At 69.6% G+C, this 14908-nt stretch carries 6 protein-coding genes; all 6 read left to right on the top strand.

The genetic code is table 11. The features are described from left to right. Nucleotides 1–9: 9 nt before the first annotated feature. The 6 genes from C8K30_RS00540 to murD all read left to right on the top strand — a co-directional run bounded on the left by C8K30_RS00540 (nt 10) and on the right by murD (nt 14894). Complete coding sequence (locus tag C8K30_RS00540; protein WP_146197287.1) at nt 10–8565, top strand: RHS repeat-associated core domain-containing protein; 8556 nt, start codon at nt 10–12, stop codon at nt 8563–8565. A gap of 75 nt (nt 8566–8640) precedes the next feature. Next, nucleotides 8641–8970, top strand: a complete 330-nt coding sequence (locus tag C8K30_RS00535) for a hypothetical protein (RefSeq protein ID WP_108490957.1) — start codon at nt 8641–8643, stop codon at nt 8968–8970. Between the two features lie 251 nt (nt 8971–9221). Further along, complete coding sequence (locus C8K30_RS00530) at nt 9222–10841, top strand: UDP-N-acetylmuramoyl-L-alanyl-D-glutamate--2,6-diaminopimelate ligase (RefSeq protein ID WP_108490956.1); 1620 nt, start codon at nt 9222–9224, stop codon at nt 10839–10841. After that, nucleotides 10838–12316 carry a UDP-N-acetylmuramoyl-tripeptide--D-alanyl-D-alanine ligase gene (gene murF, locus C8K30_RS00525; RefSeq protein WP_108490955.1) on the top strand — a complete coding sequence of 493 codons (1479 nt, stop codon included), beginning with the start codon at nt 10838–10840 and terminating at the stop codon, nt 12314–12316. Before C8K30_RS00530 ends, murF begins: the two co-directional genes overlap by 4 nt. Next, complete coding sequence (mraY, locus tag C8K30_RS00520) at nt 12313–13395, top strand: phospho-N-acetylmuramoyl-pentapeptide-transferase (protein WP_108490954.1); 1083 nt, start codon at nt 12313–12315, stop codon at nt 13393–13395. The genes murF and mraY overlap by 4 nt, the downstream gene beginning before the upstream one ends. Beyond that, the gene (gene murD / locus C8K30_RS00515; RefSeq protein WP_233256892.1) at nt 13392–14894 is read left to right on the top strand and encodes a UDP-N-acetylmuramoyl-L-alanine--D-glutamate ligase; all 1503 of its coding nucleotides are present in this window, start codon (nt 13392–13394) and stop codon (nt 14892–14894) included. The genes mraY and murD overlap by 4 nt, the downstream gene beginning before the upstream one ends. The last annotated feature ends 14 nt before the right edge of the window (nt 14895–14908 follow it).

The following is a 14908-nucleotide window of genomic DNA, read 5'->3' as shown; positions in this document are numbered from 1 at the left end:
GTCAGGACGGTGCGGACGATCAGGTCCGTGTGGCGAGCCGGGGCGCGGCGTGCCGGTGTCGTCACGGTCGCGAGCGGCCTGGTGTTCGCCCTTGTGGCCCAGCCTGCCCTGGCCGTCGGTCCCCTCGTGGGAGCCGAGTGCCAGGCGGTGGCGGCGGCGGATCAGGACAGCGCGCTCGAGCTCGCACAAGCCTGCGGGCAGGACGTCGAGATCACCTCGGCACGGTCACCCTGGTCGACGTTCACGGCGACCGAGGACGGGACCGTGACCCAGGAGGTCACCACCGTGGCATCCCGTACCGCAGTCAGCGGTGCGTGGGGACCGGTCTCGAACCGGATCGTCGACGCGGACCCTGCGGACGGGGTGCTCTCCGTCGCGGCACCGGTCTATCCGATCACGCTGTCCGACGGAACGGCCGGGGTGCCGCTCGCGACGATCAACAGCAACGGGCACACCCTGACCTACGACAGCCCGTTCGACCTGACCGAGCCCGTCATCGACGGGGACTCGGTGACCTACCCGGCGGTTGCCGGCAAGGGCACCGACCTGGTCGTCACGATCAACCCGGACGGTACGGGCATCTCCACGGCCTTGCGCCTGGCCGATCGTGCTGCCGCCAAGCGCGCGGACAGGAAGCTCGGTCTGGACGAGCTCACCTTTCCCGTCACGACCTCGGCAGGGCTGACGGTCACGCAGAGCGCTGCGGGTGGTTTCGACGTCGTCGATGCCTTCGGACAGCCGATCTTCCGCGCGCCGAAGCCGAAGATGTGGGACTCCGCGGCCTCCGGCGCGGCAGGCCAGGACGCTGGTGCGTCAGGGTTGTTCAGCTCTTCCGGTGTATCGGCAGCCGACGACGGACAGGGTGCGGCCGGGCCTTCAATTCCCGCCCGCTGGGACCAGGTCAGCGGCGAGGACGCTGGTGACCCGAAGGCCCGCGCCACGGCTCCGCTCCACGGTGATCAGCAGCTGTCGATGCCGGTGGACCTGGTCCCGGCCAAAGCGCGCCACAACACCGACGTGTCGACGAACGCGACGTCAGACGCCGCAGCTGCCGGAATCGACACCCTGGGTGCCTCCGCACCGGGCGTGGACCTGACCGGCGGCGGACTGTCCGTGGGCGGCGACTCCCTGGACGCGTCGGGTGGCTTCGGTGCCGCCGACGCCACCGAGCCTGCGACGGTCGGGGTGCGGATCCGTCCCGACCGCGACTTCCTGCTCTCGGACCCGGACACGGTCTTTCCCGCGCTGATCGACCCCACCGTGACCTCCGCGGGGAACGAGTGGCTCATGGTGCACGAGGGCACTCCGGACGCCACCAGTGGGTACATGTTCGAGGGCAACCAGGGCTTGGGGCTGTGCGATGTCGGGGTGGCCGCCTCCTGCCTCGAGACGGTCAAGTTCCGGCTGGGCTGGCAGTTCACCGGGCTCGACCACCTCGGGCTGCTCGAGCCCGACGCGATCACCTCGGCCACGTTCAGCGTCTACGGCGACGACAGCTGGGACTGCACCGCGCGCACTGTGCGGCTGTTCAGCACCAGGCCGATCGACGCCGCGTCTACCTGGGACTCCTGGGCCTCTGTGCCGTTCGGGACGGAGCTGTCGCGGAAGACGGTGGCGCACAAGCCTTCGTGCGACAACGCCGGATGGGTCGACCTCGACGCCACGGCGGGGGTGAAGGGCCTGGCCGAGACCGACACCGGCACGCTCAGCCTGGGCCTCGCGGCCCTGAACGAGTCCGACATGACGCTGGGGTGGAAGCGGTACCGCCACGACGGCAAGCTGACCATCGAGTACGAGCCCCCGGCCGCCTCCGCGGACGCCGAGGGCACGGATCTGGCAGCGCGTACGGAGAACCTGGACCCCGCCGAGGAGGCGGCTGACGAAGCTGTGCCGGCTGCGGCGACGCCGACCCCGGTGCCATTGACCGCACCGCCGGAGCCGGCGGAGGATCCAGCTCTCGTCCCGCTGCAGGACGCACCTGAGGCGGCCGAGGCCACGGTGCCCGTGCCGGAGGCCCTCACACCGGTGGGCGAGGCGACTCTGGGCGGGCTCGACCTGGCGGTCGGTGCTCCGGCGCCCGCCGAAGGCGCGCCCGAGGCCGCGTCGGAGGTGCACGTCGAGGTCGCTGACCAGGCCACCGCCATCAGCGCGGGGATCGCCGGTGTGCTCCTGGACGTCACGGACACCACTGCCGCTGCCCCGCCGGAGACCGGCGTGCGGCAGGTGCAGGTCCAGGTGGACTACGACGAATTCACCGACCTCGCGGGCGCTGACTGGTCCGGGCGGCTCGGCGTCGTCCGGATCCCGGCCTGTCATGCCACGACTCCGGACCTGGAGGAATGCTCACCCACCCCGGTCGACTCAACAAACGACTCTGAGGCCGGGACCGTGACGGCGACCCTCGACCTGGCTGCGGCCGGGGCGTCGGCCGCCGTCGCCGAAGAGTCGGAGAAGTCCGGACAGGCGGCGAAGAGCACGGCCGCCGCGGATGCTGAGGTGAGTGCGCTCGCGTCGGGCCCTGGTGCCGGCGACACGTTCGCCGTCACGGCAGGCACCAGCTCGGGGGCCGGGGACTGGGGTGCGACCCCGCTCTCGTCGGCGTCGTCCTGGTCGGTCAGCGGCGGCACGGGTTCGCTGGGGTGGTCGTACCCGATCCAGGTCCCGGCCCCCGGCGCGGGACCCTCGCCGGAGCTCGCGCTCGGCTACTCGAGCGCCTCCCTGGATGGGCGCGTGTCCAGCACGAACAACCAGTCGTCGTGGGTCGGCGACGGGTGGGATATGACCAGCGGCTTCGTCGAGCGCCGGTACGTGCCCTGTGCCCAGGACCGCGACGAGGCGCGTGGCGAAGAGCCGAACAACACCTCTCGCAAGACGGGTGACCTGTGCTGGGACAGCGACAACGCGTTCCTGGTGTTCAACGGCACATCCTCGGCGCTGGTGAAGGACGACGTCGCGGCCACGACCGGTGCGATCGAGTGGCGTCCGGAGACCGACGACGGAACGCTCGTCCAGCAGTACGGTCGTCCCACCGGAGCCGACGCGAAGACCGACGCCGGGTGGGCCGGCGAGTACTGGAAGGTCACCACGACCGACGGCACCACGTACTCCTTTGGCAAGGACGAGCGGTACTCCGGAGACACGCTGGCGCAGAACTCCCGGTGGACCGTCCCGGTGTACTCCAACCACCCGGACGAGCCCGGGTACAAGACCGCGTTCGCGGAGTCCGGCAGGCAGATGGGGTGGCGGTTCAACCTCGACTATGTCCGCGACACGTCGGACAACACGATGACCTACCGGTACGCGAGCGAGACCAACCGGTACGGCGCGAACAACAACACGGGCGCCACGCGCAGCTACACCCGCGGCGGGACGCTGGACTGGATCAGCTACGGCACCCGCGCCGGATCCGAACCGGACACGGTCAACGGGCCCGCCAATCCGTATGTGGTGGACTTCTCGGTCGCGGAGCGCTGCCTGGCTGCATCGACGGATTGTGAGACCGGTGACCGCCAGGCCGGCGCGGTGCGCTGGCACGACACGCCCGTCGACCTGGAGTGCACATCGACCACCCATTGCCCGGACGTCCGGAGCCCCGCGTTCTTCTCGACCAAGCGCCTCACGAGCGTAGTGACGAAGGTGAACGTCGACGGGACGCTGACGGCGAAGGACACGGTCGCGCTCACGCAGAAGTGGCGCGACCCGGGCGATGGCACGGGCCGGATCCTATGGCTGGACGCGATCAAGCGCACCGCGAACGGTCTTAGCAGCTCGACGTCGGACGACGTGGTCTTCGACCCGATCAGGTTCGACGGGGAGGGGCAGCTGCCCGGGCGGGTCGCGGACACGGTCTCGGACGGCCTGCCGGTGATGAATCGCATCCGGGTCACGGGGATCACCACCGAGACCGGCGCGACGATCGCCATCGAGTACACCCCGAAGCAGTGCACCGCCGGTACACATCCAGCGGTCGCGCAGGGCTACATCCCGATCGCGGACCAGTCGGCGAACGAGTCGCGGTGCTTCCCGGTGGTGTGGCACCCGTGGGGCATGCCCAAGGCCCGCAGCGAGTACTTCCACTCCTACATGGTGTCCAAGGTGACCCAGTCGCCGGGCGAGAGCGGGGCGCTGAGCGGCTCGGTCGTCACCTCGTACGCGTACCAGGACGGCATCGAGTGGGCACGGATCGACGATCCGCTGACGCCGAAGAAGGACCGCACCTTCTCGGTCAACCGCGGATACAAGACCGTGACGACAACGACGGGGTCGGGTTCGGTCGCCGCGAAGACCAGGACCCAGTACCTGCAGGGCACGGGTGCAGTGCTCGACCTGCCCGTGGACTCGATCACCACCCGCCACGTCACGGACCACGAACGGTTCGCCGGGATGCCGGTGGTGAGCACCGTGCTGAACGGCGACACCGACGTCTCCAAGACGATCACGGTCCCTGAGGCGACGCAGACGGCGAGCACGGGTAGCGCGGCCGACGACGACCTACTGGTCGCCACCCGCACCACCCGCATGGACACGTACGCCGCGTCGTACACCGGCGACGGTTCGCTGGAGTACGTGACCCGCACCGATACGCGGTACGACGCGAACGGGCAGGTCACCCAGGTCGACGACTTCGGTGCGTTCTCAGAGACGGCCGAGGACAACATCACCTCGGACAACCTGTGCACCCGCACGACCTACCTGGTCAGCAACAACCACGTGGTGGTGCCCAAGGAGACCGAGACGGTCAGCGTGAGCTGTGCCGGGACGGCGTCCAGGCCGGCCGACCTGGTCGGGGCGTCGCAGATCAGCTACGACGGGCTCGCATATGGCACTGTCCCGACCAGGGGCCTGCCGACGAGCGTGAAGACGAACGATGCGAGCGGCGTCTTCGGTAGCGAGTCTCCGGTGGTGGGTACTGCCTATGACAGCCGGGGCCGGGCGACGAGCTCTACCGACCCGCTGGGGCGGGTGTCCAAGACGGCGTACACCGAGGCCAACGGTGTGACTACCCAGGTGGTCACGACCACCCCGGACCCCGATGGGGCAGGCGACGGCGATGGTGACGGCGTCACCTTGACCGAGCACGACTCCACCACTGTGCTGCACCCGCTCCTGGGTGTGCCGACCACGGTAAAGGACACCAACGACAGGCCCACAACAGCGACGTACGACGCCGCCGGCCGCCTGCTCTCGGTGACGTACCCGGACCGGGAGGGCAAGTCGGCGAACGTCACCTACGCGTACTCGACGTCGCGCAACGGCGTGAACGCCGTGACCACCAAGATGCTGGCCGCGGACGGCTCCGGCTATCACGCGTCGGTCGCGCTGTACGACGGGCTGCTTCGTCCGGTCCAGACGCAGACGGAGTCCCTGGACGGGGACGACGAAGCGACCAACGGCCGGATCATCACCGACACGGAGTACGACGCGAACGGCCGGGTCTCGTTCGTGACCTCGGGCTGGTTCGCGACCGGCAACCCGAGCACCACCCTGGTGGGCGCGGCCGTGGAACCGGACGCCACCACGGTCTACACGTACGACGGCTTGGGCCGGGTCCGGACCGAGGTCTTGTTCACGGGCACCCCCGCGAACCCGGCCTACGAGCAGTGGCGCACCACCACGCACTACGACGGCGCCACGACCACCGTGGTGCCTCCGGACGGCGCGACCCCGACCCAGTCGGTGGTCGACGCTCGAGGGCGGACGGTCGAGATGAGCCAGTTCCTGCGCGACCCGGTCGACGAGGCGGGGGTGCGCACGCTGGCCGGTGTCCTCGACCTGGAGGAGCAGACCACCACCTACCGATACAAGGCAGGGCGGCTGTCCAAGGTGCTGGACACCGAGGACAACACCTGGACCTACACGTACGACAAGCTCGGCCGGCAGACCGAGGCCATAGATCCTGACGCCGGGAAGACGGTCACGGCGTACGACGTCGCAGGCCAGGTCACATCGGTGACGAACGCCGCGGGTCAGAAGCTGTTCTACGCCTACGACCAGCTGGGGCGCCGCACGACGGTGCGGCAGGCCACCGCCACCGGCACGGTTCGCGCCAGGTGGACGTACGACGTTCTGACGTCCTACGCCGGCGCGAACGCGGGGCAAGTTGTCCAGGGCCAGGTCACGAGCTCTACCAGAGTTGCGGGCTCTGCGGACGGGGACGGCGATTTCGTTACGGCCGTGACCGGGTTCGACAAGGCTTACCGCCCGACCGGCACGGCGACCGTCATTCCGGACACCACCGCGATGGCCGGTCTGACAGGGACCTACGAGCAGAAGGCCACCTACACCGCGGACGGGCAGCTCGCCTCGACCACGTATCCCGCCGCAGGTGGGTTGCGCAAGGAGACCGTGACCACCCAGTACGACGACGACACGAGTGTCGCTGAGTGGATGGGTGGTGGTTTCGGGTGGGGTGCCTATGTCGCTAGCAGCCGCACCGACGTGTACGGCAGGTTGTCCTTTCTCGACCTGGGTAACACTTACGGCACTGTCGTGTCCTACGGGTACGAGATCGGTACGAGTCGGCTGCAGAGCGTGAAGCTGGACCGCGAACGGATCGGTGGTACCGAGCTCGATCTCACCTACTCGTACGACGAAGCTGGGAACGTGCTCTCGGTCAAGGACCGACCCACGTCCACGGGGCGGGCCGCAGACCGGCAGTGCTACGAATACGACGCGCTGCGCCGCCTGACCGAGGCGTGGACCCCTGCCTCCGGCAACTGCGGGCTGGCGAGGTCGATCCCGGCACTCGGTGGGGCTGCGCCGTACTGGTCCTCGTTCGAGTACGACTCGCTGGGCAACCGCACCTACGAGACCTACCGGACCCGTGGCGCGGCGGGCGACGTCGATGGTGGGCAGACAACCACGCGGGACTACTCCTACGAGGGCACGCGAGACCTGAACGCGGACGGTGACACCACCGACGTGGGCGAGTTCGCTGGGCCGCACGCGGTCACGTCGATCACGACGGACGGGCCGGGCGGGACCTCGGGGACGTCGTTCACGTACGACAACGCGGGCCGGACGCTGACCCAGACCCAGGACAGCGACTACCTGACCACCGCTGTGTCCCTGGGGTGGGATCAGGAGAGCGAGCTGGCTTCCACCAGCACCGCCACAACCGTGTATGCGGAACCCGAGCCCGGCTCTGGGGACGACGACACGGATGGCGACCAGTCTTCTGGTATCGGGCCTGACCGTGGCACCGGCACGACGACGACTGCCGGCGGTCGGAACCTGTACTCCGCTGAAGGGGACCGTCTCGTGCGGACTGCTCCGGACGGGTCGGTCACGGTGTATCTCGGTGGGCAGGAGATCACCAAGGCCGCCAACGGCACGGTCACCGCGGCGCGGTACTACAGCTTCGCCGGGCAGACCGTGGCGATGCGGACCGCGAACGGGCTCGGCGGTGTCACGTCGCTGATCAACGACCCGCACGGCACCCCGCTGGCGTCGGTGCACAACACCAACTGGACCACCACGAGCGTGGACAAGCACTACACGCTGCCATTCGGTGAGCAGCGGGGTGGGGTCTCGGCGCCGGGTGACCACGAGTTCCTGGGCAAGGTCCGCGACGAGTCCACGGGCCTGACGTTGGTGGGAGCCCGCTGGTACGACGAGACCATTGGCAGGTTCCTAAGTGTGGACCCGGTCATGGACCTGACCGACCCGGAGCAGTGGAACGGGTACTCCTACGGCAACAACAACCCCACTACATATTGGGACCCCGACGGCCTTGAGCCGCGCCCTTGGCACCAGGACGGCGTGGGCTTCAGCGACTCAAGTTCCCAGGATTACCTTCGCGGCGAACGCTCTAGCGGTGGCGGGACGGCGCCCCCGGCCGGACCTGGTCCCGAAGACGTTGTTGACAACACCACCATCGACTGGTGCAAGGTACTTCTCCTCTGCCCGGGCGAAGAAGAGCCACTTCACTACCCAGGCTTGTTGGACGAATTCGACGCCGGAGCAGACCGGCAGTGGCTCAAGATGATTGATGGCCTCGACGCCTTTACCGGTCAGTACTTGGCATGTGTGTTCGATCTACTGGCCGAATGTGACGAGTACGCCTCCATGCTCGTCGGAATGCCCCAGGCAACTGTCGAGGGCACCAAGGCCGACGCGCAAGAAATTGGCGGTGCCTTCGCTGCGGGAGACGTTGCCGAAGGCGCTGGCCTTGCAAGCGTCGCCATCGTCAGCGCTGTCAGCGTCAAGGGAACGGGGAGGGGCGCGGGGCTTGTGCGGGTCGGAGATTTTGCGTCTCGTGAGCTCGCTTTCAAGCACTACTCCAAGCATGTCTTGGGCGTTGTTCTCGGCCCGAATGGTTCAGCGAGGCCAAAGCCTGGAGGTGCTGACATGCCTGAACTGGGCTCATTCACTCAGTATCGTGCCGCCGCGCGTGATTTGATGGGTGGAAGCTTGCCGGATGGTGTCATGGAGAAGACACGAGGAACCGATGTTTTGCGGGTCGACCCGAGGACAGGATACTTTGGTGTGCGGTCACAGGACGGAACTATCCGAACTTTCTTCAGACCGGATGGCGATCCCGTGCAGTATTACTTGGGCCAGTAAAGGAGGTCATGTATGCGATTAGATGATTCTTTTAGAAGGGTTGTGGCTCCGACGGGTCGGAGGTCAAATTGGTCAATGCTCGGATTCGTCGAAGCTTGGCAGACTCTCGTGGATGAGGTCGAGGCTGGTTACGGCGGAGACCTTTACGAGTATGAGGCGGAACTGTTGGTGCGCGAAGATCTGGAACGCGCGATGGTCAGTTCTGAGTTGGCGTCGGTGGATGGGTGGGCTTCAATTGGCGCGCAGATCTTGGTTGCGGACTCGCAATTTCGGGAGCTTCTTGGTCCCGTTGTTCGTGAGGGTTCTCCGTGGTGGAAGGCCCGCGTGCCGGCTCGTGCCGGTGCTGAGTTTGCGGCGGACGTTCAGCGGATATATGGCGTCACCATCGAGGCGTCTGATGAATGAGTCCTAAATCTCTTGATCTGTCATGGAGGGTGTGATTCATTGTGGGAAAATCTGTTAGTGGAATGATATGCGCGCGTTCGAGCTAATCGGTTGATGTCGCTGGCCAGAAATTCCTCATAATGGCCTGGCTGCCCCATCCGCGGGTGATGTCGTACAACGGGTGGCGGGTGATACCGGACCACCCCACAACCACCACCCAAGGCCCACACCCAGGACGAGACCCACCCCCGCGAGACGGTAGGTTCTTCTCCGTGACATCCCCGATCGACCGGATCCGACCGGCCGCCACGACAGCGCGCCAGGTCTCGGACCTCGCCGTCGCCTTCGGCCTCACCATCGCCCCAGGTCACGCCGCTGACGCCACGGTCACCTGCGTCGCCTCGGACAACCGGGTCGCGCAGCCGGGGGACCTCTTCGTGGCCCTGCCCGGCGCCCGCGCGCACGGTGCGCAGTTCGCCGCGGACGCCGTCGGGCGCGGGGCCACCGCGATCCTCACGGACGCGCGCGGGGCCGAGCTGATCGGGGCCGGCAGCACCACCCCGGTGCTCGTCGCCGAGGACCCCCGCGGCATCCTCGGCCAGGTCGCCGCCTGGGTGCTGGGCAACCCCGCCGAGGACCTGATGACCTTCGGCATCACCGGCACCAACGGCAAGACCACCACGACCTACCAGCTCGACCACCTGCTGCGGGCGCTGGGCTGGATCGGCGGCCTGATCGGCACCGTCGAGACGCGCTCCGGGGACCGGGTCATCGCCAGCACGCTCACCACGCCCGAGGCCGCCGACCTCCAGGCGCTGCTCGCCGCGATGCGCGAGGACCACGTACGCACCCTGGCCATGGAGGTCTCCTCCCACGCCCTGGCGCAGCACCGCGTGGACGGCATCGTCTTCGGCGTCGCCGGGTTCACCAACCTGACCCAGGACCACCTGGACTTCCACGGCGACTTCGAGTCCTACTTCGCCACCAAGTCCGACCTGTTCACACCCGCCCGCGCCCGCCGCGGCGTCGTCACCGTCGACGACGCCTGGGGCGACCGCATGGCGAACGAGGCCCAGATCCCGGTCGCGACGCTCACCACCCTGCCGGGCAAGGCCGCCGACTGGGTCGTGACCGACGTCGCGCCGCACGGCACCGGGTCCGCCTTCACGCTGACGCATCACGACGGGCGCACGCTGCGCACCTCCACCTCGCTGCCGGGCGGCTACAACGTGGCCAACGCGGCCCTCGCTGTCGCGATGGTGCTGGAGGGCGGCTCGGACATCCGCGACGTCACCGACGCGCTGGCGGCCGCCGACGGCCTGAGCGCCACGGTGCCCGGCCGCATGGAGGTGCTGGCCACGGCCCCGCGCGTGGTCGTGGACTTCGCGCACAACACCGAGGCCCTGGAGCTCTCCCTCGCGGCCCTGCGCCCGACGACGGCGGGCCGGCTCGCCGTCGTCTTCGGCGCCACGGGCGACCGCGACCCCGGCAAGCGCCCCTTCATGGGCGCGGCGGCGGTGCGCGGCGCCGACGTCGTCTACGTCACGGACGACGACCCGCACGACGAGGACCCCGCCAAGGTGCGGACCGAGGTCCTGGCCGGGACCGGCGTCGCCGCGCCGGGCGGCACCGTCGAGACCGTGGACGACGACGGCTCGCGTACCGTTGAGGTCCACGAGGTCGCCCCGCGCGCGGATGCCATCCGCACCGCGATCCTCGCGGCCGGCCCGGACGACACCGTGCTGGTGGCAGGCCGCGGGCACGAGACCGTCCAGGAGATCGCGGGCGTGGACCACGTGCTCGACGACCGCGTCGAGGCGCGCGCCGCGCTGGCGGCCCGGAGCGGGCAGAGCCAGCAGGACCCCACGCAGGAGAGGACGACACAGGCATGATCGAGCTGACTGCGGCACAGGTCGCCGCAGCCACCGGCGGGCGGCTGCACGCCGACCCGGACGTGACGGTCACCGGGACGGTGATCGTCGACTCGCGCCAGGCCGGCCCAGGTGCGCTCTTCGTGGCGCTGCCGGGCGAGCGGGTCGACGGGCACGACTTCGCGGCCACCGCGGTCGAGTCCGGCGCCGCACTCGTGCTCGCGGCCCGTGAGCTGGATGGACTGCCGACCGTCGTCGTCGACGACCCGCGGGCGGCCCTGGGCGAGCTCGCCCGGTACGTCCTCGCGAAGGTCCGCGGCGGAGCCGACGGCGGCACGCCCGGCGTCCCGAAGGTCGTGGCCGTCACCGGCTCGGTCGGCAAGACCACCACCAAGGACCTGCTCGGCCAGCTCCTCGCCCCGGAGGCGGGCGAGGGCGAGAACGCGATCATCGTCCCCAAGGGCTCGTTCAACAACGAGATCGGCCTGCCGCTGACGGTCCTGCGCGTCACCGCCGCCACGCGCTACCTGGTGCTCGAGATGGGCGCGGACCGGGTGGGCAACATCGCCTACCTCACGCGCATCGCGCCGCCCGACGTCGGCGTCGTGCTGGCTGTCGGCGTCGCGCACGTCGGCTACTTCGGCAGCGTCGAGGCCATCGCGAAGACCAAGGCCGAGATGGTCTCCGGCGTCGTGGACGGCGGCTCGGTGGTGCTCAACGCCGACGACCTGCGGGTCGCCGCCATGGCGGGCCAGGTAGCCCCCGGCACCACCCTGCAGACGTTCGGCACCATCCCGACCGCCGACGTCCGCGCCGAGGACATCTCCGTCGACGGCGCCGGCCGGGCGAGCTTCACGCTCCGCGTCGCCCGCCTCGGCGGTGCCGACGGGGCCGGCGAGCAGCGCGCCGACGTCGCGCTCCAGCTCGTCGGGCCGCACCACGTGAGCAACGCGCTGGCGGCCGCGACAGTCGCGCTACGCCTCGGGGTGTCCGTGCCGGACGTCGCGGAGCGGCTCTCGGCGGCCACCGCCCGCAGCCCGCACCGGATGGCCGTCACCGAGCGGCCCGACGGCGTCACCGTGATCGACGACGCGTACAACGCGAACCCGGACTCGATGAAGGCCGGCCTGCGCACGCTCGCCGTCATGGCCGGCCGGACACGCCGCTCGGTCGCCGTGCTCGGCGAGATGCGCGAGCTCGGCGACGGCGCGCGCGCCGCGCACGACGAGATCGGCCGCCTCGTGGTGCGTCTGAACATCAAGCAGCTCGTGGTGGTGGGCGACGGCGCCTACCACATCCACGAGGGAGCCATGCAGGAGGGGTCCTGGGGATCGGAGTCGATCTTCGTGCCCGACCTGGACGCCGCCCGCACGCTGCTGGACGAGTCGCTCGAGCCCGGTGACGTCGTGCTCGTCAAGTCGTCGCACGACTCCGGGCTCTGGGAGCTCGGGGACCACCTGTCGATGGTCAAGACCACAGAGGACAACAACAAGTGATCGCGATCCTGGTCAGCGCCGCAGTGGCGCTGCTCGTCGCCCTGCTGGGCACGCCGGTCTTCATCCGGTTCCTGGTCCACAAGAACTACGGCCAGTTCGTCCGGCAGGACGGCCCCACCGGGCACTTCATCAAGCGTGGCACGCCCCAGATGGGCGGCGTCGTCATCATCGCGGCGACCATGTTCGGCGTCGCGGCGTCGATGCTCGTGTCCGGCCGGCTGCCGAGCGTCTCGGCGCTGCTCGCGCTCTACCTCATGGCGGGCCTGGGCCTGATCGGCTTCCTCGACGACTTCACCAAGATCCGCAAGCAGCGGTCCCTCGGCCTGACCCCGCGCGCCAAGCTGATCGGCCAGGGCATCGTCGGCATCTCGTTCGCCGTGCTCGCGCTGCAGTTCCCCAACGAGAACTCGCGCACCCCGGCCTCCACCAAGATCTCGTTTCTGCGCGACACCGAGTTCGACCTGGCGTTCGCCGGCGCGACCGTCGGCCTCATCCTCTTCGTGATCTGGGCCAACCTCCTCGTGTCGGCGTGGTCCAACGCGGTCAACATCACCGACGGTCTTGACGGCCTGGCCACCGGCGTCTCGATCATCACGTTCGGCGCGTACGTGCTGGTCGGCATCTGGCAGCTCAACCAGTCCTGCCAGTTCGTCGCCACAGCGGGACCGCGCTGCTACGAGGTGCGCGACCCGCAGGACCTCGCCATCGTCGCCGCCGCCGTGACCGGCGCGTGCGTCGGCTTCCTGTGGTGGAACGCCAACCCCGCCAAGATCTTCATGGGCGACACCGGCTCGCTCGCCCTGGGCGGCGCCCTGGCCGGCCTGTCGATCCTGAGCCGCACGGAGCTGCTGGCCGTGATCATCGGCGGCCTGTTCGTGCTCGTCGTCTCGTCCGTGGTGATCCAGGTCAGCTCCTTCAAGCTCACGGGCAGGCGGGTGTTCAAGATGACGCCGCTGCACCATCACTTCGAGCTCTCCGGATGGGGCGAGGTCACCATCGTCATCCGGTTCTGGCTGATCGCCGGCCTGTTCGCGGGCCTGGGCATGGGCATCTTCTACGCCGAGTGGGTCGCCTCGTGACCGAGGCTCCCGGCCTCGACCCGTCCGGCGACTCCTCCGGCGACGCGTACGGGACGGTCGAGCCCCGCGTCCCCCTGTCCGACGCCCGCGTCGTCCTGGCGGGCCTCGGCGTCACCGGACGCTCGCTCCAGCGTGTGCTGGCACCCCGAGTGGCCGACCTGGTCACGGTCGACGACAAGGCCGACGACGCCGACCACCGCGGCCTCGACGCCGACGCCGCGGCGGCCGTGCTGGCCCAGGCCGACCTCCTGGTCGCCTCGCCGGGCTTCGCACCGCACCACCCCGTGATCGCGGCGGCGCTCGCCGCGGGCGTGCCCGTGTGGAGCGAGGTCGAGCTCGCGTGGCGCCTGCGTGTCGACCGCCTGGGCACGGACCGGCCCGCCCAGTGGCTCGGCATCACCGGGTCCAACGGCAAGACCACCACCGTCGAGATGCTGGCCGCGATCCTGCGGGCGGCGGGCCTGCGCACCGCCGCCGTCGGGAACGTCGGCCGGTCCCTCGTGGAGGCGGCCCTCGACCCCACGCTCGACGTCGTGGCGGTGGAGCTGTCGAGCTTCCAGCTCCACTTCACGCACACGATGTCGCTGGAGGCGGGCGCCGTCCTGAACGTCTCGCCCGACCACCTCGACTGGCACGGCACGATCGACGCCTACACCCGCGACAAGGGCCGCATCTACGAACGCGTCCAGGTGGCGTGCGTCTACAACGTGGCGGACCCGAAGACCGAGGAACTGGTGCGCGAGGCGGACGTCGTCGAGGGCGCGCGCGCCGTCGGCTTCGTGGCCGGCACCCCGAGCCCCGGCGACCTCGGTCTGGTCGACGACGTCCTGGTGGACCGCGCCTTCCACGCCGCCGACGACGACCCCGACCGCCGCAAGAGCGCCGCGGAGCTCGGCACCCTCGCCGACCTGAAGCAGCTGGGCGACCACAACGGCGTCGTGCCGACGCACATCGTGGCGGACGCCCTGGCCGCCGCCGCCCTGGCCCGCGCGCACGGCGTGCCCGCGGCCGCCGTCCGCGACGGGCTGCGGTCCTTCGGTCCCAGCGACCACCGCATCCAGCGCGTGGCGGAGGCGGCAGGCGTCACGTACGTGAACGACTCGAAGGCGACGAACACCCACTCCGCCGCTGCGTCGCTGGCGGGCTTCGCCCACGGCACGGTTGTGTGGATCGCGGGCGGCCTGGCCAAGGGCGCCACGTTCGACGAGCTCGTGTCGTCCCGTGCAGACCGGATGCGCGCCGCCGTCGTCATCGGTGCCGACCCCCGCCCGCTGGCTGACACGCTGGCCCGACACGCGCCGCAGATCCCGGTCGTCGTGATCGATCCCGGTGACACTGAGACGGTGATGCGGCGGGCGGTCGACGCGGCGCGGGACCTGGCACAGCCAGGGGACACCGTGCTGCTGGCCCCGGCGGGCGCGTCGCAGGACCAGTTCGTCTCGTACGCCCAGCGCGGCGAGGAGTTCGTACACGTGGTGCGTGAGCTCACCACTCGTTGAGCCGCTCGGTGAGC

Source organism: Promicromonospora sp. AC04 (genome assembly GCF_003058225.1).
Taxonomy (GTDB): domain Bacteria; phylum Actinomycetota; class Actinomycetes; order Actinomycetales; family Cellulomonadaceae; genus Promicromonospora.
This window is presented reverse-complemented; position numbering and strand designations above follow the sequence as displayed.